The organism is Rhodococcus sp. YH3-3, from assembly GCF_001653035.1.
In the GTDB taxonomy this organism is placed as follows: Bacteria; Actinomycetota; Actinomycetes; order Mycobacteriales; family Mycobacteriaceae; genus Rhodococcus_F; species Rhodococcus_F qingshengii.
Genome location: NZ_BCWH01000001.1, coordinates 464,970 through 486,978 on the forward strand (window position 1 = coordinate 464,970; position 22,009 = coordinate 486,978).

23 protein-coding genes are annotated in these 22,009 nt (G+C 61.8%); 12 read left to right on the forward strand and 11 right to left on the reverse strand.

Annotation, left to right across the window (positions count from 1 at the left end; translation table 11 throughout):
• Positions 1-1,069, reverse strand: a 1,069-nt coding sequence (locus tag YH3_RS36515; protein WP_371594799.1) for a phosphatidylglycerol lysyltransferase domain-containing protein, incomplete at its 3' end; no start/stop codon positions are given.
• An 88-nt stretch (positions 1,070-1,157) separates the two neighbouring features.
• Here YH3_RS36515 and YH3_RS02210 point away from each other — a divergent pair.
• The gene (locus YH3_RS02210) at positions 1,158-1,385 is read left to right on the forward strand and encodes an RNA-binding S4 domain-containing protein (RefSeq protein ID WP_003943569.1); all 228 of its coding nucleotides are present in this window, start codon (positions 1,158-1,160) and stop codon (positions 1,383-1,385) included.
• A 15-nt stretch (positions 1,386-1,400) separates the two neighbouring features.
• Here the strand turns inward: YH3_RS02210 and rraA are convergent, their stop codons facing one another.
• Together rraA and YH3_RS02220 are read right to left on the reverse strand one after the other, a co-directional pair.
• The gene (gene rraA, locus YH3_RS02215) at positions 1,401-1,877 is read right to left on the reverse strand and encodes a ribonuclease E activity regulator RraA (RefSeq protein WP_003943552.1); all 477 of its coding nucleotides are present in this window, start codon (positions 1,875-1,877) and stop codon (positions 1,401-1,403) included.
• Between the two features lie 29 nt (positions 1,878-1,906).
• Entirely contained in the window at positions 1,907-2,530 is a 624-nt protein-coding gene (locus tag YH3_RS02220) for a TetR/AcrR family transcriptional regulator (RefSeq protein WP_003943532.1), read from the reverse strand.
• Positions 2,531-2,654: 124 nt separating this feature from the next.
• On the opposite strand from YH3_RS02220, the gene YH3_RS02225 reads away from it, so the two are divergent.
• Genes YH3_RS02225 through YH3_RS02235 form a run of 3 tightly spaced genes read left to right on the forward strand, consistent with a single transcriptional unit; the run spans position 2,655 to position 6,019 of the window.
• Positions 2,655-3,863, forward strand: a complete 1,209-nt coding sequence (locus YH3_RS02225) for a phosphotransferase family protein (protein ID WP_050656388.1) — start codon at positions 2,655-2,657, stop codon at positions 3,861-3,863.
• Positions 3,860-5,023, forward strand: coding sequence for a hypothetical protein (locus YH3_RS02230; protein WP_003943541.1), 1,164 nt, complete (start codon positions 3,860-3,862; stop codon positions 5,021-5,023). Before YH3_RS02225 ends, YH3_RS02230 begins: the two co-directional genes overlap by 4 nt.
• Positions 5,024-5,074: 51 nt before the next feature.
• Positions 5,075-6,019 (forward strand): tyrosine-protein phosphatase, encoded by a 945-nt coding sequence (locus YH3_RS02235; RefSeq protein ID WP_050656381.1) that lies wholly within the window; start codon positions 5,075-5,077, stop codon positions 6,017-6,019.
• Positions 6,020-6,053: 34 nt separating this feature from the next.
• Here the strand turns inward: YH3_RS02235 and YH3_RS02240 are convergent, their stop codons facing one another.
• Positions 6,054-6,605 carry a hypothetical protein gene (locus YH3_RS02240; RefSeq protein WP_064442918.1) on the reverse strand — a complete coding sequence of 184 codons (552 nt, stop codon included), beginning with the start codon at positions 6,603-6,605 and terminating at the stop codon, positions 6,054-6,056.
• 148 nt (positions 6,606-6,753) lie between these two features.
• On the opposite strand from YH3_RS02240, the gene YH3_RS02245 reads away from it, so the two are divergent.
• Both YH3_RS02245 and YH3_RS02250 read left to right on the forward strand, forming a co-directional pair.
• Positions 6,754-7,218 carry a GNAT family N-acetyltransferase gene (locus tag YH3_RS02245; protein ID WP_064442919.1) on the forward strand — a complete coding sequence of 155 codons (465 nt, stop codon included), beginning with the start codon at positions 6,754-6,756 and terminating at the stop codon, positions 7,216-7,218.
• Complete coding sequence (locus YH3_RS02250; RefSeq protein ID WP_003943589.1) at positions 7,215-7,823, forward strand: hypothetical protein; 609 nt, start codon at positions 7,215-7,217, stop codon at positions 7,821-7,823. The genes YH3_RS02245 and YH3_RS02250 overlap by 4 nt, the downstream gene beginning before the upstream one ends.
• A gap of 7 nt (positions 7,824-7,830) precedes the next feature.
• Here the strand turns inward: YH3_RS02250 and YH3_RS02255 are convergent, their stop codons facing one another.
• Entirely contained in the window at positions 7,831-8,328 is a 498-nt protein-coding gene (locus YH3_RS02255) for a hypothetical protein (RefSeq protein WP_064442920.1), read from the reverse strand.
• 20 nt (positions 8,329-8,348) lie between these two features.
• Positions 8,349-9,245, reverse strand: a complete 897-nt coding sequence (locus YH3_RS02260; protein WP_007735854.1) for an oxygenase MpaB family protein — start codon at positions 9,243-9,245, stop codon at positions 8,349-8,351.
• Between the two features lie 172 nt (positions 9,246-9,417).
• Here YH3_RS02260 and YH3_RS02265 point away from each other — a divergent pair, with 172 nt between their 5' ends.
• Together YH3_RS02265 and YH3_RS02270 are read left to right on the forward strand one after the other, a co-directional pair.
• Positions 9,418-9,876 carry a hypothetical protein gene (locus YH3_RS02265; protein WP_003943607.1) on the forward strand — a complete coding sequence of 153 codons (459 nt, stop codon included), beginning with the start codon at positions 9,418-9,420 and terminating at the stop codon, positions 9,874-9,876.
• 154 nt (positions 9,877-10,030) lie between these two features.
• Entirely contained in the window at positions 10,031-10,414 is a 384-nt protein-coding gene (locus YH3_RS02270) for a helix-turn-helix domain-containing protein (protein WP_125050151.1), read from the forward strand.
• Here YH3_RS02270 and YH3_RS02275 read toward each other — a convergent pair.
• The 3 genes from YH3_RS02275 to YH3_RS02285 all read right to left on the reverse strand — a co-directional run bounded on the left by YH3_RS02275 (position 10,360) and on the right by YH3_RS02285 (position 14,786).
• Positions 10,360-11,808, reverse strand: coding sequence for a histidine-type phosphatase (locus YH3_RS02275; RefSeq protein WP_003943593.1), 1,449 nt, complete (start codon positions 11,806-11,808; stop codon positions 10,360-10,362). The two genes, YH3_RS02270 and YH3_RS02275, sit on opposite strands and share 55 nt — an antisense overlap.
• Before the next feature lie 378 nt (positions 11,809-12,186).
• Positions 12,187-13,836: a class I adenylate-forming enzyme family protein gene (locus YH3_RS02280; RefSeq protein ID WP_054780982.1), complete on the reverse strand. Its 1,650-nt coding sequence runs from the start codon at positions 13,834-13,836 to the stop codon at positions 12,187-12,189.
• A complete protein-coding gene (locus YH3_RS02285) occupies positions 13,833-14,786 on the reverse strand; it encodes a cyclase family protein (RefSeq protein WP_007735859.1) in 954 nt (317 codons plus the stop codon). The genes YH3_RS02280 and YH3_RS02285 overlap by 4 nt, the downstream gene beginning before the upstream one ends.
• A gap of 163 nt (positions 14,787-14,949) precedes the next feature.
• On the opposite strand from YH3_RS02285, the gene YH3_RS02290 reads away from it, so the two are divergent.
• The gene (locus YH3_RS02290) at positions 14,950-15,828 is read left to right on the forward strand and encodes a TetR family transcriptional regulator (protein ID WP_064443456.1); all 879 of its coding nucleotides are present in this window, start codon (positions 14,950-14,952) and stop codon (positions 15,826-15,828) included.
• 46 nt (positions 15,829-15,874) lie between these two features.
• Entirely contained in the window at positions 15,875-17,602 is a 1,728-nt protein-coding gene (locus YH3_RS02295; protein ID WP_073512952.1) for an oleate hydratase, read from the forward strand.
• A gap of 7 nt (positions 17,603-17,609) precedes the next feature.
• On the opposite strand, the gene YH3_RS02300 is transcribed toward YH3_RS02295, so the two are convergent.
• Together YH3_RS02300 and YH3_RS02305 are read right to left on the reverse strand one after the other, a co-directional pair.
• The gene (locus tag YH3_RS02300; RefSeq protein WP_003943558.1) at positions 17,610-17,987 is read right to left on the reverse strand and encodes a DUF5313 family protein; all 378 of its coding nucleotides are present in this window, start codon (positions 17,985-17,987) and stop codon (positions 17,610-17,612) included.
• A 30-nt stretch (positions 17,988-18,017) separates the two neighbouring features.
• Positions 18,018-18,989 (reverse strand): GlxA family transcriptional regulator, encoded by a 972-nt coding sequence (locus YH3_RS02305; protein WP_007735863.1) that lies wholly within the window; start codon positions 18,987-18,989, stop codon positions 18,018-18,020.
• A gap of 71 nt (positions 18,990-19,060) precedes the next feature.
• Between YH3_RS02305 and YH3_RS02310 the strand changes: the two genes are divergently transcribed.
• A complete protein-coding gene (locus tag YH3_RS02310) occupies positions 19,061-20,377 on the forward strand; it encodes an MFS transporter (RefSeq protein ID WP_030536659.1) in 1,317 nt (438 codons plus the stop codon).
• A gap of 78 nt (positions 20,378-20,455) precedes the next feature.
• Positions 20,456-22,009 carry a succinic semialdehyde dehydrogenase gene (locus tag YH3_RS02315; RefSeq protein ID WP_003943578.1) on the forward strand — a complete coding sequence of 518 codons (1,554 nt, stop codon included), beginning with the start codon at positions 20,456-20,458 and terminating at the stop codon, positions 22,007-22,009.

Consider the following 22,009-nt stretch of genomic DNA (forward strand, 5'->3'; position numbering starts at 1 on the left):
CGCCGAGCTGCAGGACGCTCAGGCCCGCCTTCTTGTACGCCGTCGCCCCGGTTTCGCTGGCGCCCATGACGGCCGTCGCCCAGCCGTACTGCGATGCGAGCCCCTGCCACGCTTCGATGGCGTGCGGCCACGCTTCGGGATCACCGATGGGATCACCACTGGCGAGGCAGACGCCGATCTCGACGCGGTACGTGATCGCGGCCTTGCCGCTCGGCGCGAAGATGACCGCCTTGTCGCGGCGGGGGGCGAAGTAAGCGAGAGAGTCGTCGGCACCGAAGTTCTGGATCAACCCGCGGATCGCGGACTCGTCGTTTCCGGTGAGCGCGTTGTTGGAGCGTTGCGCGCGGAAGAGCGTCATGACGGCGGCGAGGAGCGCGATGGCGCCGAGCAGACCGAGGACCGTGTTGACGAAGACGCGCGGGTGGCCGTCGAACACCTCGTTGTCGACCGAAGCCGCCGCGGTGACGCGGTTCAGGGCCCACAGGAATCGCTGGTTCTGCGGCAGGTCACCTGGGAAGAGTTCGACAAGGCCCCAACCGATCACGGTCGCGACAGCCATGCCGCCGATCAGCACGCCGAGTGCTTTCCAGCCGGCGCCGCGGCGTACGCGTGTGTAGAACTCGGGCCTCGCCGCGATGAGGATTCCGATCACGACAAGCAAAACGACAACTGCCACGGCGTTGTTCGGGTTCTTGTCGACGATCGCGGAGGCGATGTTGGTGAGGGTGATCAGTGACAGGTAGATCGTCAACAGCCACCAGGCGATGCGCTTGCGGCTCGCGAGGGCGGCGGCGAGCAGGGCGACGACGAGCGCCCACGACAGGCTCGTATCCGGTGCGTCGAAGTAGTAGCTGTCGATGTATTCGCGTGGGACGCGGAGGATGTGCCGCAGTACCGGCGAGATGCTCCACAGGAACACCAGTACGGAGAAGACTCCGAGGATCAGTCCCGAGATATGGGGAACCTGGCTGAACCGCCCTTTGCGGAATCGACGCGCCTGGCGCGGATTTTCGGGTGGCGATTCCACCAACTCTGCAGTGGTGTCCGATACCTCGGTCAATGGTGCCATCGAGCTTCCTCTCCTACCGGTCGATCAGATCCTCACGCTAAGTGTGGTCTGTCGTGTCCAGTTTTGTGGGAGGAGGAAGATGATTGACATGACCGACAACATTCCAGCAGTACCCATCCGCGACGAAATGATTCGGCTCGGTCAGTTTCTCAAGCTCGCGAACCTCATCGAATCGGGCGCGGAGGCGAAGGAAGTGATCGCCGACGGCATGGTTTCGGTCAACGGTGAGGTCGAAGATCGTCGGGGCCGCCAGCTTCGTGACGGCGATGTCGTCGAGATCGGCGGGATGGCCGCCAAAGTGGAAGCCCCCGCCTGATCCCGCGACTTCTGACTAGCTCTCGCGAACGACGACGCCGTCCTGGTCGCTGTAGACGATCTCGCCGGGGTTGAAGGTGACTCCGCCGATTTCGATCGGCACGTTCTTCTCGCCCGAACCGGTTTGCGTGCTCTTGCGCGGGTTGGTGCCCAAAGCCTTGACGCCGATGTCGAGGGTGCGCAGGATCGCGGAGTCGCGGACGGCTCCGTTGACGATGACGCCGGCCCAGCCGTTGTCGACGCCGCGGCCGGCAATGATGTCGCCGACCAGGGCGGTGTGGATGCTCGCGTCACCGTCGACGACGAGGACTCCGCCGTTGCCCGGTTCGCTGAGGGTCTGCTTCACGAGCAGGTTGTCCTGGAAGCACTTGATGGTGGTGATGGGGCCGGCAAACACTTCACGTCCACCGAACTGGGTGAACTGCGTGTCGCAGCTACGGATGTCGGGTCCGATCTCGTCGGCAAGGTCAGCGGTCGCTACAGGCTCGGTCATGCCCACAGGATAGTCGGCGGGGTTGGCGCCTAGTTGTCGTCGGGGAGTATGCCGTTCAGCACTATGTCGGCAAGAGAATCGGCAAACGGTCCCGGGTCCGAGACGTCACGAACCGACAGCGCGAAGATGGCCGCGCCCGCCATGATGTCGAGAAGAGCGTCGGCGTCGACGCCGCTTCGGATGTCGCCGCGCTCTCTCGCCGCCTCGAGTCGACGGTTCAGCTCGACGCGGACTCCGGCCAGTTGCCGCACCACGAGAACGTCGCGTAATTCCGCGTTTGTTCGCACTTCGCTCATCAATCCGGGAGCAGCGGCTCGTGTGGCGGGAGCTGCGAACAGAGCAACCGCGCCGTGCACCAGCGCGCGGATCTGATCCGTGATCGTGCCCTCGGTGCCGAGTTCGGTGTCGATGTCCGCGCCCTGTTCGACGTCGAGTACGGGGTAGATCGCGTCGTTGACGATGTGTGCCTTCGACGGCCACCGGCGGTAGATGGCTGGACGTCCTACTCCCGCACGCGTGGCTATGGCGTCGATGGACGTGCCCGCGTACCCCTTTTCTTCCAACAGTTGCCTGGTCGCGTCCAGTACTGCGTCGTCGATTGCAGGGTTTCGCTGCGGGCCCAGGCGGTGCTGAGTTTCGGAATCTTTGGACATTTTGGGCAAATCCCTTGCGGTATCGCTGTGATGGCCGTTACATTCTGTCACGGCTTTAGTCGATACATATTGTATCGACAATCGGCACGTGCGCATCGGCGCCACCGAACCACGAGGAGTGGTGATGAACCTTCGAACCGAAACAGAAACCTCCGGCGAAGATCCCGACTACGCCGAATTTGCCAGGCCCGGCGAATCCCGCAACGACCCGGCGGAGATGCGGCGCAGCCTCGAAGGCTGGCTCGCGACCGTGCTGTGGCGAGGTTCGAAACCTTCCGTGACCTCGGTCGAGGTGCCGGCCGCGAACGGCATGTCCAACGAAACTGTGCTTTTCGATGCGACGTGGATCGAGGACGGGATTCGAGCCGAGCATCGCTTGGTCGCCCGTATCGCCCCGCGGGACAGTGCGGTACCGATCTTTCCGTCTTACAACCTGGACCAGCAGTTTCGGGTCATGAGCGCCGTCGCCGCTCACACGTCGGTGCCGATCCCGCGGGTGTACTGGTCCGAGAGCAACCCGGACGCGCTCGGCGGCGAGTTCTTCGTGATGGAACGGCGTGAGGGCGAAATCCCGCCCGATGTCATGCCGTACACGTTCGGATCCTGGCTCTCGGAAGCTTCGGCCGACGACTGTTCTCGACTCCAGCAGTCATCGGTCCGGGTGCTCGCCGAGCTACACGCTATGGCCGATCCGCACCTCGCACTCCCCGAGTTGTGCCGCGATGGTGCCGAACCGACTGGGGCAGAAGCACTTCGCGCGCACCTCGAGGACCAGCGGCGCTATTACGAGTGGGCAACAGCCGACGGACCAGGATCTCCTTTGATCGAGCGCGGTTTCGACTGGATCGAAGCGAACTTTCCCGTCGATTCCGGTTCCGCAGTGCTCTGCTGGGGTGACTCGCGGATCGGAAATGTCATCTACCGCGACTTCGAGCCGGCGGCGGTCCTCGATTGGGAGATGGCCACACTGGGGCCGCGTGAGCTGGACCTCGGCTGGATGATCTTCCAGCACAGGTTCTTCGAGGATCTCGCTGCCATGGCCGGACTCCCCGGAATGCCGGACTTCCTTCGTCGCGAGGACGTGGCAGAGGCCTACGGCTCGCTTTCCGGCCACCAGGTTGCGGATCTAGATTTCTACATCCTTTACGCCGCGCTGCGGCACGCGGTGATCATGTTCCGAGTCCAAAGCCGCGCAGTGGCTTTCGGTCAGGCCGAATTCCCCGACAACCCGGACGAGATGATCCTGCACCACAAAACACTCGAAGCCATGCTCGACGGCACCTATTGGGAGTCGCTCGCAACATCCCCGCTCACAACAGGAGATGCACGATGACACTGTCCCCGCTCGACGACTACCCGGTACATCAGATCGCCGAGACCATCCGCCACGTGGGCACCTCGGATCGAAACTTCTACGACCGCTACTACTTCAACTGCCATGCCGGCGTCGACGGCGACACCGAGCCGCTGTTTCTCATCATCGGTCTCGGTCAGTACCCCAATCTTGGTGTATGCGACGGCTTTGCGGTTCTTCGGCGCGGCGAAGACCATATTGTCTTCCGGGCATCCCGAGCCTTGGGTGACGATCGTATGGACCTGTCAGTAGGCCCGCTGCGAATCGAAATCATCGAGGGTCTGCACCGCCTACGTGTGGTGTTGGACCCGAGTCCCGAAGCGCCGGACCTGAGCTTCGACCTCACCTTCGAGTCCGACGGCCCCGCCAATCTCGAGGCCAGACATTTCCATCGCCAGCTCGAACGAGTCACCTTCGACACGCAACGATTCGTGCAGACCGGAACATGGTCCGGATCCCTGACCGTCGACGGCGACGTCATCCCGGTCACCCCGGAGACGTGGCGGGGTAATCGCGATCGGTCCTGGGGTGTGCGACCGGTCGGCGAAGCGGAACCGCCTGGACGCAAGGCAGATCCGGCGATAGCCGGCAGTCAGAACTTCTTCTGGATTTACTCGATCATGCAATTCGGCGACTTCACCATCGTCACGATCGTTCAAGAAGATCAGCAGGGACGCCGAATCCTCGAAGATGCGACTCGCGTCTGGGCGGACCGCTCGCGCGAGCCGGAGTGGTTGGGTCGACCGGACCACCAGCTCACGTTCATTTCCGGTACTCGCGAGGTGAAGAGCGGAACTCTGTACTTCCGGCGCCCCGGTGCACCAGGCGAATCCGACCACATCCTGGAGATCACCTGCGAACCGATACTGCCCAACTACATCGGTGTCGGCACGGGCTACGGACTCGAGCAGGATTGGCGCCACGGGATGTGGCAGGGCGAACTGGTGGTTCAAGGCCTGCGGGAAAAGGTTTCGGACATCGAATCGTGGAAGAAGATGCTGTGCCCGGTCGACAACCTGGCTCGGTTCACCCTCGTCGAGGACGGCGTAACCCGCACCGGGACAGGCCTGTTCGAGGTAGCAGTCATCGGACCTCACCAGCGATACGGATTTACCGGCATCGGTGATGTCGCTCCGTAACTCCAGATCACCACACCACAAATCCCAAACTGCAGAGAAAGGCACTGCCACATGTCCACACGCACACGAATGTTGTTCGCTCGCACTGCAAAGGCCGCCGCATTAGTTGTTACAGGTGGTCTGATGTTTGCTGCTCCCGCCACGGCAATCCCGCTCGACCTGGGCTCTCTCAACACAGGCTCGCTTGGAGCGGTCGATCTCGGCTCGCTCGATCCTGTCCTCGCGCCGACACCGAATTTGGCCTCCGTGGCCAACTTTCGCGACGTTGCCGGCAACGACGGTAGGGGATACGCCACCGTCGACGGCTCACACCTCAAGCGCGGCGTCATCTACCGGTCCAATGCGCTGACCGCTACCACCGACGCAGACAAGACGACACTCACCGGCCTCGGGCTTGCCGACGCCTATGACCTGCGCGGCGCAACCGAGATCTCCAACCCGTTCATCGGTGGCGCGGACAAACTCCCGGACGGTGTGACGTACACGAACATCCCCATCGAGTTCAAGGATCTCACCCAGCTCGCGACGACGATCAAGTCGCCGGAGGAGGCCAAGCAGTTCTTGGTCGACACCAACCGCAGTTTTGTCACCGATCCCGTTCGCCGTGCCGGCTTCAAGCAGGTCCTCTCGGACATCGCTGCGAGTGACGGGGTGCAGTTGTTCCATTGCACCTCAGGCAAGGACCGCACGGGTTGGACCGCGATGTTGCTGCAGTCCATCGCCGGTGTCCCCGCCCAGACGATCATGGACGACTATCTGTTGAGCAACACCTACCTTCAGGCGACCAACGAGAAGATCCTTGCGCAGATCTCTCAGGCCCTGAGCCCGCAGGTAGCGACCAATCTCGAACCGGCCCTAGGTGTCGACGCTTCGTACCTGGAAGCTGGACTCGCGCAGATAGCCAGCGATTACGGAACCGTCGACGGTTATCTCACCGAAGGTCTCGGACTCACTGCGGACACGATCGCACTTCTGAAGGCCAAGCTCGTCGACTAGTTGCGGGCCGCTAAAACGCTTGAACGAACGAGTATCAGTCGCCGTCGAACTCCTGGTATCCGATCTCGCCGTCGCGGCGGGGCTTGCCGAGATATGGTGCGCCGTCGGGTAAGTACGCCAATCCGATCGAATCGATCAGACCGCCCTCGATGTGGAAGCGACACCCGTTGCCGACGGGCCAGACCTGCAGGACCCGGTAGACGCCAATTGTTCGGTTTTCCAACGACTTCTGGCAATCCGCGGCCACTGCTTCGAGCGAATCTTTCGACAATGCAAACGCAACATGCGAAGGGACGGACAAGGTCACGAGCGCACCGGTGACGAGCACGATCACCGGCGCGATCGTGCTCAAACGCAGAGTTTTGTACTTCATCCAGCCAATCAGGCTGAGTATCAACCACACTCCGCCCAAACCGAGCAGTACTGAGGCTGCGAGCGCAAAGAACGGAAAGTACGCAACCGGCGGCATGAAGGACCACACGATGACGCCGCATGTGAGAGTGACAAGCACTGCGGTGACAATCGCTGTCACCTTCCACCAGGATGCCGGACCTCCACGCTCAGTTGTCGGATCACCGTCAGTCATCGGACAACCCTTGCACAACGCGGTAACTGCGGAGCGGCAACGAATGGAATTGTTCCACTGATTTACGTCGGGGTCGTCCTGCGTGGATCCGAAAATTGAACACTTTCGGCCCGGTCAGTGCGCTGACGCCTGAGGGTATGGTCGGATTGTGAACCAGGATCTGATCATTCGCCGCTACGTATCCTCGGATGAGGATGTGGTCGTCGACCTGTGGTCGCGCGCTGCCCGTGAAGCCCATCCGTTCCTTGCGGGTGAGGGGACGGGCGAACGCGAGCAGAAGATGCGAGAGGTCTATCTGATTCAGGCCGACAATTGGGTCGCTGAGCACAACTCCGCTGTCGTTGGACTGTTGGGAATGATCGGCTCCGAAATCGGGGGACTGTTCGTCGCGCCGGCGTCACAAGGGTTGGGCGTCGGGCGGGCGTTGGTCGAACACGCCACAACCATGCACGGCGAGGTGACACTGGAGGTCTACACGCTCAACGATCGCGCCCGCAGGTTCTATGCGCTGATGGAGTTCGAAGAAGAGGGGCGTCGACACGACGCCGAGACGAACCATGAATTGATCACCCTGCGTCGCGCGGGTCGAGGCTCTTCCCTTTCCCAGGCATGAGAATTACGGATCAGCCCAGCACGGGCCTGACATTGTGCACAGATCTGGCGGCTACCGATTGGCTGGTCGATCAGGATCTTCCTTGGTATCAGTTGGCGGGGCGCGGCCCGATCGGATTTCCGAAGTATGCGCGCTTACGGTTCATCCCCGATCCGAGCTTTCCCGGTCAGAAATCCAATGATGTCGACTTCGATCAAACCGGGCCGGAAGAGAAAGTGCTGATCGGCTTCGCCCTGGATGTGTTGTCCAGTTACACAACCACACCCGACGAGTGCTATTTCTGCATGTGGACCGGGTGGGGGTCGGCAGTCGGTGATGACGTTCCGCGGTTCGAGATCCCCAATCGTGACTACTGGCTCTTTCGTGGAACGCTTGCCGACTACGCCGATTGGAGCGTGGAAAACTCAGCTCGTTGGCCGTGGGGTTCTTCCCCTGATCCGGCCTTCATCTGGCCGGCTGATCATTCCTGGTGCATAACCAATGATGTCGATCCACATTTCGCGACCATTGCGGCCCCCGAGGAGGCCATCATTCGAATTGTGGCTGATTCGCGGATCGACGCCGTGCTCGACGACCCGGATATCGATCCGCCGTATTGGCACTGACGCCCGATCACTTCCAAGTCTCGAGTTCGACTACCAGCGTGTTCCAGCGGACGCCGAAATCGGTAGGTACCCAACTCGTCTCGCAGTACACCGTCGGCCCGTCGAAGACGACGTTGAAGAGACCGGGATGAATTGTCGTCAAGAGTGTTTCGTGTTGAACGAGGTGGCCGGGCCGCTCTTTCACCCGCACGCGCCCGGTGGGCTGAGTGCGGTATCGAGTCCAGAGGTAGCGATCCCACACCAGGCAGCCTCTCAACCGCGTCTTGCCGACGGCTCCGACATCGTCGCCGATCAGTGTCGTAAATCCGTTTCTGAGATGGGCTATGTGCTCAGTGCGGCCGTCGATTGTCACGGTCGCGATGCGTGCATCGATTTCGCAGCAGACCTCGGCGGGAAGGTCCAACATTTCGGGACTGGCCCAATAGGTCGTCGGTTCGCAAGTATCGCCAGGCATGGGGGTGTCGCGCCACGGTTCGAGATCCTCGAGCATCCAGAGTTGCGCCACCGTGCAAGTATCCCAGGTGCTTACGCTTGGGCCTGCTGGTCTGCCTGCAGGTGCTTGACCGGGCATCCCGTGGGGAAGGTGCCGAGGTCTTCGACCTTGTAACCGTTCGGGTAGCTGCGGATGTTGGGCAGCTCGCGGGCGAATTTCCGCTTCGTACGCACGGGGAAGAACCGCAGCAGGCGCGCGCGGACCTTCAGCGCACCGCGCGAGACGACGCGCATCGCGGTGCTCGGGTGCTTGTAGTGGAAGGCGTCGAGTAGGTGATCGTCCATGAGAGCGAAGGCGAATCCCTTGACCAGAGCCTTCGGCGCCAGGTTGTTGGGCGGGAAGGTGCACATCAGGTCGAGGGTGGAATCAGCGACGGCTCGGGCGCCGGGATCGAATGAAAAGTGTTCGCGCTCATAGTCGTCGAGAAGTTTAACGAAGCCCTCGTAGGTGTCAGGAGTGTCTTTGATGTTCATGTACCGACCCAGGTGGCGGTAGTAGTTCGTCGACCCGACGATCTCGTTGTCGGTCATCTTCCGCCAGCCGTACTCGTCGAGCCATCTGACCGGCGTGACGACGAAGGTGGCCAGAACGTAGAGCATGTCGTCGTTGGAGATGTCGTACGAGCCGTGCATCTGATTCATTCGACGCACGCTCTTGCGGCCTTCGGTGCTGCTGAGGCCGTGCTCGAGGATGGCGTCGAGGATCAGGCTGGTGTCGTCGTAGCGCTTCTGAACCTTGTCGGTGAACTCGCCTGTGGAGAAGAGGAGCTTGCCGATCGAGGGGACAGCGTACGTACGAAACAGTGCGAAGCTGAGCGCCTGATTGATGTCCCAGGGAAACTCTTGCGCCGCGAGAATGCGCGACATCTCTTCGTAATCGGTTTCGGGATCGAGTTGATCCGTGCGACTGCGGAGGTCGTAGCGCTTCATCTGAACACTCCCTGGGACTGGTCTGCACGCGGCAGAGATAGGTGTGAGCTGCACCACCGACTGTAGTTCTGACAACACGCGTTGTCTAGGGGGGTGTGAATAGTCGTCTTTCCTTCGTTTCGGGCGTTGTACCAGGGGTATCCGGAAAGTGTTGTCGACCCGAGGAGCAGCTATGAGCGTCACACGCACGGCCGGGGTTTTTGCGGCCATCGGACTACCGATTGCCGCGAGCGTCATGTTCGCCGGAGTCGCCTCGGCTGATCCGCCCCACCCTTTCGGCGGCGCCGCCGTCACTATCGGGTGTCCGAATCAGGGGTCGCTGGCCTCGTTGACCGGGCTCACCGGCCAGTCCGGGCCAGAATCCAATCCGCCCATCGCCAAGGGTGACATTCGCTTCGATTCGTTCCCGGCCGCTGCACCCATCCCGGCGGCGGGTCAGGTGACTGTTGCTTGGGTCAACACCGACACGGGCAAGTCCGGAATCGTCGACCTGGTCGGTACCTATCCGTACCTGTCCGCGACGGTGAACACCGGCGTCGGCAATGTCGTTGCGACGGCGTTCGGTTCGATCAACTGGGGCAGTAGTCCCATTTGCCAGTCGAATCCGACGATCGGCAGGTTCATAGCCTGATCTTTGAAGCCTCATCGTCACAGCCTGGACGGGCACAGGGTTGGCGGTATCGCGTGATTATCTGTCATCTCGGAGATACCGCCGCGTCCGTCCCATCCCATATTCTGAAACATGTTAGGTGAAAGCATATTTCAGGGATGGAAAAGGTGGCGACGTGAACGGGTCGAGCGCGCGTCAGTTGATGAGCCAGATGCTCGTCGAAAAACGAAACAGTCTTGCGCCCGAAAAGGTCGGCATGCGCTGCGAGGGTGCTCGCCGAATGCACGGCCTCAGTCGGCGCGATGTCGCGCAGATTGCCGACATCAGTTTCAATCACTATCAGCGGCTGGAACAGGGTACGTCCGTTGGTGTTTCGGCTCCGGTCATCGTGAGGATCTGCGATGCCTTGTTGATGGAAGACGACGAGAAGGCGCGCATGCTGGCATTGCACCAGGTATGGGCGCGCCCTCGTCGACCGCTGGCTGGATCCCGAGTTGCCGGACCTCAGGCTGCCGGTGAAATCTCCGGCAGGCAGCGGGCCAGTTCGTCCGGCGTGTAGAAGAAACTTCCGGCGCTCACCGGAGCGCACGGGGCAGCAAAGGCCGTCTCGCGCTCGTTGTAGAGCATTCGGACCAGACGCTTACCCTCCGGTCCGGCGTAGACGTCCCACTGCACGTTCGCAGCCATCGGGCTGACCTGTGATCCGCGCCAGGGGTTGTTCGCATAGGTGTAGAGGTCGCCCTCCGCCTGCGAGACGGTGCTTCCCGGCAGTTTCAAGAGTGCTGCGAAGGGGATGATCGTTTCTGCGTGTGCAAACCGGAAATCCGCTCCCGGGACGGCGTCGTCGCCGGTATGTTTCTGCAGGCCGCGCAGGAACTCGTCGCGCAGGACAGTTGCCATCCGGTAGGTGACGTCTTCACCGGTGAAGCCCGGGCCCTTGGCGTAGAAGTCCTCGGCATCGTTCGTGTATGCGAGCCACTGCGCGTCAGCAGGTTCGATGAACCGCTCGAAATTCCACTTGCCTTCTTCGGCCATGCCCGGAGTGATGATGTACGTGTTGTACAGCATGTACGCGGCGTCGACTTCGTTGTCGATCGTGCTGGAACCCTTGCCACGGTCGACGAGTGAGAACTCGCCCGCACTCAGCCGGTTCACGAAGTCCTCCGAGTAGAGCCTGAGCATCATGTGCCGCGAGACCTCGCGGGTGCGGGGAAGATCGGCGATCTGGTCGTCGACGGCTTTCAGTCGAGGATCGGACTCTTCGTAGTCCTTGTAGTCGGCGTTTGCATCCGAGTCGTGGAAGTAGAGAAGGTCGGCATCCGTGGTCACCGGTGCAACATCGCCGGCGACGGCTGGAAACGCACCGGTCAGCCCTTGCGCGAAGTTCTCGGCGCTGTCCACGGCACGGTCCACACCCGACGAGGTCAAGGTGATGGTGCCCTGTTGCGCTGCGATGGCGTCGAACAGTTGGGGGAGGCGTTCAGTGACCCGCGCGCCGAGCTGTCTGTGTTCGGTGATCCCGCGTCCGCTGAGGTTGCCGTACCCCAGCTTCTTGTTGGCGGCCATGAGATCACGGAGGGCCGGGCCGAATTCCTTGCCGACGGGAGTCAATGCGTTCTCGGCTTCGGCGATTTCCCACAGCTGCAGGCTCAGGTCGTCGTACTTCAGGCTCGACAGTGCTCTGGAACCATGGCGCGCAACACTTTCCGTGTACACGGGGGAGTATCCCGTCGGCGGCGCCTGATAGTCGGCGATGCGCTGGCCGGGAGTGTAGGGCGTCTTGGACGTGAAGCCGCCGTCGCTGACGGTTGGTATCTCTGTCGAACCGGAGCTCGAACCGGCGTCGAGCGAACCGAACGGTGACGCCGTGGCGATGGACTGGACGCTGCTGGTGACAAGCACTAGTCCGACAGCGCCGGCAGCGGCCAGCACGCCGAAGCGTGAGCTTCGCATGGTGAGTTGATCCTCTCCGTCGGTGCCGAGGTGACACGACGGAAGGAAAGTTAGAACAGCTAAGCGTCCGAATTGCACCTATTTGCCCATGTGCAGATGGACGCGGGGTTACAAGTTTCGGATTCGCAGAGCTCAGGAGGGTTTGGCGGCAATCCCGATCGACACGGAGAGCGACAAAGCGATGAGGGTCATGGCCAGCCACTGGTAGCTCTTGGGCGTGGGCTGCTTCTTACGTCCGAACTTGCTCACTGATGTCTCCCGTTTGTCCGTGGGTACTCAGCACATATTACTGTTCCATTACCCCAATGGCGCGGTCGACCGGAAACTGTGCGCGATCAGACAGCAGGCGGACCGCGAAGTCCGCCCGCTGCCCCGCGATCAAGAGATCGTGCGCAGTTCCCGTCGCAGTATCTTGCCGGTGACGGTCTTGGGCAGTTCCTCCACCAGCACCACGGAGCGTGGGTACTTGTACGCCGCCATCCGCTGCTTGCAGTGATCGATCAGATCTTCCGGGGTGACGGACGCCCCCGCGACGAGGCTGACAAACGCCTTCACCGTCTCACCGCGGTATTCGTCGGCGATCCCGACGACTGCCGCCTCACGGACTGCGGGGTGCTCGGCAAGAACGTCCTCGACTTCGCGTGGCCACACCTTGTAGCCGGACGCGATGATCATGTCCTTCTTACGGTCGACGACGTAGAACCAGCCGGCTTCGTCCATGAAACCGACGTCGCCGGTGTGGAACCACCCGTCGCGAATGGCCGACGCACTCTCCTCCGGCTTGTTCCAGTAACCGCGCACCACCTGTGGACCTCGGACGACCAGTTCGCCGATCTCTCCGATCGGCAGGACCGCACCGCCCTCGTCTTCGATGCGGACCACGGTGTTGGGTACGGGAACGCCGACAGACAGTGCTCCGGATGTGGGGTCGACCGGCGTATCCGCACCAACGGGAACGGCATGGGTCGGCGACGTGGTCTCGGTCAGCCCGTAGATGTTGTGCAGCGCAGCACCGGTCATGGCGCGGACGGCCTCGGCGGCAGTCGGCGAGATGGGTGCGCCGCCGGAATACAGCAACCGCATGGAGGAGAAGTCTTCCGGCGCGCAACCCGGAGTGTTGAGCAGTGCGGTGAACGCAGTGATGGCGCCGACTGTGAATGTCGGTTGGTGCTCACGAATCGCGTCGAGCATCACCTCGGGCTGGAAGCGATAGGCAAGCACCAGCGGCATTCTCGCCAGGACGGACACCGCGATGTGACCGATCAACCCCGTGATGTGGAAGAGCGGTGCAACTCCGAGAACCGTGTCTTTCGGGGTGAGCCCCAACCAGTCCCGGTACACCTGGGCGTTGAAGGTCATATTCGCGTGAGAGGTCATCGCTCCCTTCGGCGGACCTGTGGTTCCCGACGTATACGTCAGTACCGCAATGTCTTCCGGTGCAGCGTCAGTGGTGATCGGATCGCCGAGACGATGTTCGTCGATCAGCGTCGCGAGATCGTCGGTACCGAGATCCTTCTTGACAATTCCGTCGAAAATCCTCGGATCGTTGCGACTTTGGTACTCGAGTTCCGAGGTGGTGATAACTCGCCTGACCGGCGAGTCGGAGACGACATTGCGGCCGACGGACTCGTAGAGCCCCTCGAGAGCGATCAGAACCGCTGCTCCGGAATCTTCGAGTTGGTATCCCAGTTCTCGTTCACGGCTCATGGGATTGATCGAGACTGCGACGCCGCCGGCTTTCCAGATTCCGGCGAGCGCAAGCACGAACTGCGGAACGTTCTGGAGGAACAGAGCGACGCGGTCACCCTTCACCAGTCCACCGGCTCGGAGTGCTCGGGCCAGGGCGTCACTCTGCTGATCCAGTTCGGCGAAACTGAGTTGACCGTCGAAGTACTTCACAGCCGTGGCGTCCGGATCAGAGCGGACCGCCGCTGCCAACATTTCGAGCATCGTGGGGTGCTCGACGTCGATGTCGGGGGGAACGTCGTTGCGGTACAACGCCAACCAAGGGCGATCTTCGTATGTCATTTGATGGCAACCGGATTCACGGGAGAGCCGCTGGCCTTTGCGACCTTGAGTGGCGCGGCGACGTACAGGAACGTGTACTGGCCGTCGGCCGCGCAGTCCGCGGCCAACTTCTCCAGATCGCAGATCTCGGTGAACACCACTCCGAGGTTGCGCATCAATGCGTTGTGGAGAACCAGTGCCACACCGTTTTCGGGGTCGGTGGTGACCTCGTTGGCAATGGTGTCAGTGACAAGGTTGGGGATCTCCATGTCCTGGAACCACTGCACGAGTTCGGGGCTGTAGATCAAGCCGGGCTCGCAGAAGCCCTCGTAGAAGGCTTCGCCCTGGTCGAAGAACAGCTTGAGGAAGTTGGTGCGGATGACGAGGATGTCACGCTTCTCGATGGTGACGCCCTGCGCTTCGGCACAGGCCAAAAGATCATGGTGCGTGAATGTTTCGGCCTTGTCGAGGTTTTCCTTGCCGCGGAACTTCGCCATGTCGAGAAGTACTGCGCGTCCGACGACGCCACGGTCGGCAATCGGTTCGACGCTGGCCTTCTCCAGGCCGCCGACAGTGGTATCAGCCGAGTATCCGTTCCACAGGGCGCCGTCGTACCAGACATGGCCGAGTGCGTCGTACTGCGTCGAGCCCTGCAGGAACGCGTCGATCTTGTCGTCCGCGTAATGCAGGCCGCCGGGGAAGTTGGGTGCGTCGTCGCCGTCCCAGCTGCTCTCGTCGAAGATCTGTGTGCGCTCGGCGGGGCTCCGGCCCGGCCAGACCGGATCACCCTTGGGATCGCCGATTAGACGTTGGAGTGTGAACACGGAACCCTGCTTGATGGTTCCGACGCCACGAAGCACCTGTCCGGCGTCGAGGTAGTTCAGTGAACCGACCTCGTCGGACTCTCCCCACTTGCCCCAGTTGCTGGGTGCGTCGCGCAGGAGTTCTCCAAGATATGGCGCCTCGGTCATGGTGATTCGATCCTCTCGCTACCGACACCGAACGATCGCTCGGGCGGACCTGGGTCTTTGTGATCCACATCATGTTCAGGCCGATAATCAGTAGTCAACAGGTTCACCGATTGCCGTGGTCATCGCATTGTTGGAAATCCAATGTTCGGGAATACTGAACACTGTGACCGAATTCGAGAATGCCGCCCTGATCGGAGCGTCGATCCGGCAAGCGCGGCGTCACAGCGGGCTCTCGCTGCGTGAATTGGCCAGGCGTCTCGATGTCAGCCCGGCTACCCTCAGCGCTGTCGAGACCGGAAAGACCAGAGTCAGCGTCGACCGGTTGGCGGCAATCGGCGGGATTCTCGGAGTGCGTTTCGACGCTCTGCTCCCGGCTGCGATAGTGCGTCCGCCGGAACAGCCGCGATGGGGAGGCGACGACGCCGACCAGGACGCACATTCTCGGCCGAACGAGTGGCGAAGGTTCGGCCCGAGTCCGTTCGATCCGGTGTTGGCGGCCGCGCTCGCGGAGATGGTGAAGACCGGATATCACGGCGCTGCGATGCGTGAGATCGCCAAACGTGCGCAGATGAGTGTTCCAGGTCTGTACCACCACTATTCCAGCAAGCAGCAGATGTTGGCCGAAATTCTCGACCTCACCATGGATGAACTCAACACGAGATCGTTGGCGGCAATCGACGAGGGCGAAAGTCCCTCCGAAAGGCTGGCTTTCCTCGTCGAATGTGTGACCTTGTTCCATATCTATCGGCGTGATCAAGGATTTCTCGGTGCCAGCGAAATGCGCAGTCTCACAGCCGAGAACAGGTTGCGCATCACGGAATCACGCAACTACCAGCAATGGTTGATGACGAAGCAGGTCGACGACGGAATCGCTGCCGGTGTGTTCGGGACGGATCGGCCGCGACAGGCCGCGCGTGCAATCGTCGTGATGTGTGTCTCTGTCGCGCAATGGTATCGGCCGAGCGGACCACAAACGCCCGAGGAAATTGCACGCGACTACGCGCGTTTTGCACTGGATCTGGTGCGCCTTCAGCGACCGTGACGGACGTCATCCGGTTCGGGTGATGCGCCAGCGGGCAAAGGGGTCCATGCTTGGAAGGTATCCGTACCGCGACTCGAGTAAGGAACGAAACCCAATGTCTTCCAAGCTGTCTCACAAGGCCTACATGATCGGTGCCGGCATCGGAAACCTCTCGGCTGCCGTCTATTTGATTCGAGACGGTGAGTGGAGCGGTGAGGACATCACCATCATGGGGCTGGACATGCATGGAGCGAACGACGGCGAATCTGCCGCTACCTTCCAGCACCAGTACGGTCATCGCGAGCTGGGCAACGACGCGGGCTTCATCAATCGTGGCGGTCGCATGCTCAACGAGGAGACCTATGAGAACCTCTGGGACGTGCTGAGTGTGGTTCCGTCGCTGGACAACCCGGGAAAATCGGTGACGGATGACATTCTCGATTTCGACCACGCGCATCCAACGCACGACGTCGCACGATTGATCGATCGCGACGGCATTCGCAACAAGGGTGAAAACGACTACAAGCACATGCAATTCGACAACAAGGATCGGTACTTGTTGACGAAGCTGATGACGATGCCGGAGTCGGACGAGGCAAAACTCGACGACATCAGTATCGAGCAGTGGTTCGAGGACACTCCGCACTTCTTCACCACCAACTTCTGGTACATGTGGGAGACCACATTTGCTTTCAAGCGGGTGAGTTCGGCGATGGAGCTGCGCCGGTACATGAACCGAATGATTCTCGAGTTCAGTCGGATTCAAACTCTTGCCGGTGTCACCAGATCCCCGTACAACCAGTACGAGAGCATCATCTTGCCGATGCGGGCCTTCCTCGAAGGCAAGGGCGTGAAGTTCGTCAACGAACTGAAGATCACGGAGTTCGTGTTCAAGGACACCCCGCTACGAGACGAGATCATCGTGACGGGACTCGATTACGAAAACGTCCGCACCGGTGAGAAGGGCCGAATCGACGTGGCGGAGGGCGATTTCGTCTTCGACACCAACGGCAGCATCACCGACAGTTCTTCGATCGGCGATCTCGACACGCCGATCGTCGAAGACATGAGATACGCACCGAGTGCGCTGCTGTGGAAGCAGGCCACCGAGCATTTCTACGATCTCGGGAATCCCGACAAGTTCTTCGGGGACCGGGCGCAGAGTGAGTGGACCAGCTTCACCGTCACCACTTCGTCACACGAGCTCATCAACGAGATTTCCCGAATCACCAAGCAGCTCCCCGGAAATGCGCTCAACACATTTGTGGACTCGAACGTGCTTCTGTCGATCGTGGTCCACCATCAGCCGCACTACCACGCGCAGAAGGAGAACGAAGGAGTCTTCTGGGGTTACTGTCTGTTCCCGCGCAAGGACGGCGACTACGTGAAGAAGCCGTTCATCGAGATGACCGGGCGGGAAATGCTGGAAGAGACGCTCGGACACCTCGAGGCGCTCGACGAGAGCGGTGCGCTCGCCGCGCGTCGACAAGAGATTATGGACAGCGTCGTGAATTCGATACCCAGCCATATGCCTTACGCCAGTGCGCTGTTCAATCGGCGCGCCGTCGGCGACCGGCCGCTGGTGGTGCCGAAGCACTCCAAGAACCTGGCGTTCATCAGTCAGTTCGCGGAGCTGCCGTTCGACATGGTGTTCACCGAGCAGTACTCGGTGCGCTGCGCTCAGGTAGCCGTCTACAAGTTCCTGGGGATTCCGGAAGACAAGCTCACCAAGATGCATCACTACGAGAAGGATCCGAAGGTCCTCGCCAAGGCCGCAGTGACGATGTTCCGCTGAGGGGTGCTCAGCGACCGTGCCGCTTCTCGTAGTCCTCGCGAGTGCGATCGGCACGGCGCTGGGCCTTCTCGTCGAGCAGTTCGGGATCGAGTCCGTGGCTCAGCAGGCGGTGACGGCGGTAGATGGTCCCGAGCGCCACGACGAAGTACGCGAGCGGGATGAGCAACAAGGCCATCATGGCCAAGGGAATCCAGATCGGTCCCGGGATCAAGAGGAACAGCAGAAGAATCAGCGTCGCCGGCACGGTGAAGCGGATGATGTAGCGGGCCTGGGCGCCCGGGCCGACCAGATCGTTCCGAACCCAGTCTTGATACCGGTCGGGGAGCGTCTTCCCCAGGAGGTATCCGCAGTACTGAGGAAAGTTCGGGCGAGTCTGTTCGGCCATGGCATCCAGGATAGTGCCTGGTACTGCCGCTTACACCGGTGCCTTGAACGTGCGTCGGTAGGCGCTCGGTGAAACGCCGAGGGCCTCGTTCATGTGTTGACGCATGGATGTCGCAGTCCCGAAGCCGGTTCGAGCGGCAATCGCATCGATCGACAGATCGGATTCCTCCAATAGTTCCCGCGCCCGATCGACGCGTCTGCTGGTCAACCAGCGGTTCGGTGTGGTTCCGACTTCGTCGCGGAATCGACGGCTGAACGTGCGGACGCTCATGTTGGCGCGCGTCGCCAGGTCCGCCAGGGTGATCGGGTCGTCGAGATGTTCGAGGGCCCAGTGCCGAGCGTCGGCAGTCGATTCCGAAGGCTTGTCGGCCAGGGGGCGTCGGATGTACTGAGCTTGGCCACCGTCGCGCCACGGCGGTACGACGCAACGCCTCGCGACGGTGTTCGCCACTTCCATGCCGTGGTCACGCCTGACGATATGCAGGCAGAGGTCGACTCCCGACGCCACCCCGGCCGAGGTCAGGATGTGGCCTTCGTCGACGAACAGCACGTCCGGATCCACGTTCACCTTGGGATAGACACGCTGGAAATGGTCGGTGTTGCGCCAGTGCGTCGTGGCGCGGAGTCCGTCGAGCAGACCCGCCGCGGCGAGGATGTACGACCCGGTGCAGATCGAGACCAGCCGAGTGCCCGGCCGGATGTGTTGGAAAGCTGCGGCCAACTCGGGGGAGAGGTAGCCGTCTTCGTAGGCCGGACCCAACTCGTACGACGCGGGGATGACGACGGTGTCGGCGGTGGCGAGCAACTCGCTCCCGTGGTCGACCGAGATGCTGAAGTCTGCGTCGGTCTGCACGGGATTGCCGTCGACGGTGCACGTCAGGATCTCGTACAGCGGCCGATCCTCGACGTCGAGGGCACGTCCGAAGATGCGCGCCGGGATGCCGAGTTCGAAGGGGATGACTCCATTCAGAGCCAGTACGACGACGCGATGCGGACCAGACATGGCTTGATTCTTTCATATATTGGCAATCTGGCCACTGTTCTCGATCGAATCCGAACTGCAGAATTCTCTCTGTGACTTCTGAGACCGCTCTCCCCGAATCAGGCCAACAGCAGGTGAGCCCGCCGCGCTTTCACCGCGCCTGGTCCGTCGCGATCGTGGCATTCCTGGCGTTGGTCGGTGCGGCGAGCTTCCGCGCTGCCCCATCGGTGCTGATCGATCCGCTGCACGAAGATTTCGGGTGGTCGCGCGCCAGCATCTCGGCGGCCGTCTCGGTCAACCTGATTCTGTACGGGTTGACCTCGCCGTTCGCTGCTGCCCTGATGGAGAGGTTCGGTATCCGGGCGGTCGTCACCTCGGCGTTGGCGCTCATCTCGCTCGGCAGTGGTCTCACCATCTTCATGACCTCGAGTTGGCAGCTCATTCTGCTGTGGGGTGTCTTCGTCGGTCTCGGTACCGGTTCGATGGCGCTGGCGTTTGTCGCCACCGTCGTCGATCGCTGGTTCGTCGAGAAGCGTGGTCTCGTGACCGGCATCCTGACGGCCGGTGGTGCTGCCGGTCAGCTGGTGTTCCTCCCGGTCCTGGCGAAGATCGCCGAAACGTACGACTGGAAGAGCGTCGCCTTCACAGTTTCGTTTGCCGCACTGGCCGTTGTGCCGTTCGTTCTGCTGTTCCTGCGTAACTATCCGTCAGACGTGGGTACGACGCCGTACGGCGCGCCCGCCGATTACGCCCCACCCGCCAAGCCTGTCTACCAGCGCGGCGGCGCCGGAGGCCGGGCGATCTCGGTGCTGGTGATGGCGTCGAAGACCAAGGTGTTCTGGCTTCTCGCCGGTACCTTCGCGATCTGTGGCGCGAGCACCAACGGCCTGATCGGCACGCACTTCGTCCCGGCGTCGCACGATCACGGAATGCCGATCACCACGGCCGCGTCACTGTTGGCGTTGATCGGAATCCTCGACATGGTCGGCACCATCGCTTCGGGTTGGTTCACCGACCGCATGGACTCGCGAAAACTTCTCGGCATCTACTACCTGTTCCGCGGAATCTCGCTGCTCTTCCTGCCGTTGTTGCTCGCCAACACCGTGAATCCGCCGATGATCGCGTTTGTCATCTTCTACGGGCTCGATTGGGTGGCGACGGTTCCGCCGACCGTCGCGCTGTGCCGTCAACACTTCGGCGCCGACGCTCCCATCGTGTTCGGTTGGGTGCTGGCATCGCACCAGATCGGTGCGGGTCTGGTGGCCTTCTTGGCCGGCCTCGTTCGTGATCAGATCGGCTCGTACGACGCTGCCTTCTTGGTGGCCGGCGCGCTCTGCGCGATCGCTGCAGTCATGTCGTTGTTGATCGCAAAACGTCCGAAAGAGGCAGTATTGGTTGACTCTGTCTGATTCGGCACTGTGATCGGTACCACCGACGGGGTAAGTTGTGTGTAACTCCAAGAACTACTCACCAGTAGGGGTACTGAAATGCCTGCTCCGTCCGCTGCGACCTTCTCGCGGCTCGCCGATCTGATCGCCATCGACAATGTTGCCGATCGCCCGACGAAGTCCATCACCGAGGTGTTCACCGGCAAGGAGCTGGCGACCATCCCCGTCGGCACCGCCGACGACGCACTTGCGGCCATCGCCCGTGCCCGCGTCGCCCAGAAGGAATGGGCCAAGCGTTCCGTCCTCGACCGCGCTGCCGTCTTCCACCGCTACCGCGATCTCATCCTCGAGAACCGCGACGCCCTCATGGACATGGCTCAGGCCGAGACCGGAAAGTCGCGTACCGCAGCTCAGGAAGAAGTCCTCGACATCTCGATGACGTCGCGGCACTACGCACGTGTGGCTCCGAAGCTGCTGCGTCCGCGTCGCGTCTCCGGCATGCTCCCGGGCCTGACGAAGACCGTCGTCCGCTACCAGCCCAAGGGTGTCGTCGGCGTCATCTCGCCGTGGAACTACCCGATGACGCTGGCCGTGTCCGACGCCATCGCCGCGCTGCTCGCCGGTAACGCCGTTGTCCTCAAGCCGGACAGCCAGACGCCGTACTGCGCGCTCGCCTGCGTCGAACTGCTCTACAAGGCGGGTCTGCCTCGCGACCTCTTCGCCGTGGTTCCCGGGCCGGGCTCCGTCGTCGGCACCGCCCTGGTCGAGAACACCGACTACCTCATGTTCACCGGTTCCACCGCGACCGGTCAGCTCCTCGCCGAGCAGGCAGGCCGTCGACTGATCGGCTTCTCCGCCGAACTCGGTGGCAAGAACCCGATGATCGTCGCCGCCGGCGCAGACCTGCGCGAGGTCACCGACGCCGCTGTGCGTGCGTGCTTCTCCAACTCCGGTCAGCTGTGCATCTCCATCGAGCGCATCTACGTCGAAGAGTCCATCGCACCCGAGTTCATCCGTATGTTCGGTGACCGCGTCAAGAAGATGAACCTCGCCGCCGGATACGAATTCGGAATCGAGATGGGCAGCCTCGTCTCCGAGGCGCAGGTCAAGGCAATCTCCGCTCATGTCGACGACGCAGTGGTCAAGGGCGCCACCGTCATTGCCGGTGGCAAGGCTCGGCCGGACATCGGACCGCTGTTCTACGAGCCCACCCTGCTCACCGGGGTTCCCGAAGACGCCGAGTGCTACCGCGACGAGACCTTCGGGCCGCTCGTCTCGATTTACCCCGTCAAGGACGTCGAAGAGGCCATCGCTGCGGCCAACGACACCGAGTACGGCCTCAACGCCAGTGTGTGGGCGGGAAGCAAGGCTGCCGGCGAAGCCATCGCAGCGCGCATCCACGCCGGCACTGTCAACGTCGACGAGGGTTACGCACCCACCTGGGGCAGCACCGCAGCACCGATGGGTGGCATGGGTGTCTCGGGCGTCGGTCGTCGTCACGGCGCCGAGGGGCTGATCAAGTACACCGAACCGCAGACCGTTGCCACCACTCGCGTCATGAATCTCGGTGGACCGCGCGGACTTCCGGCCAAGGTGTGGGCAAAGCTCATGCCTCACGCCATCAAGATCATGTCCTGGGTTCCGGGCCGGTAA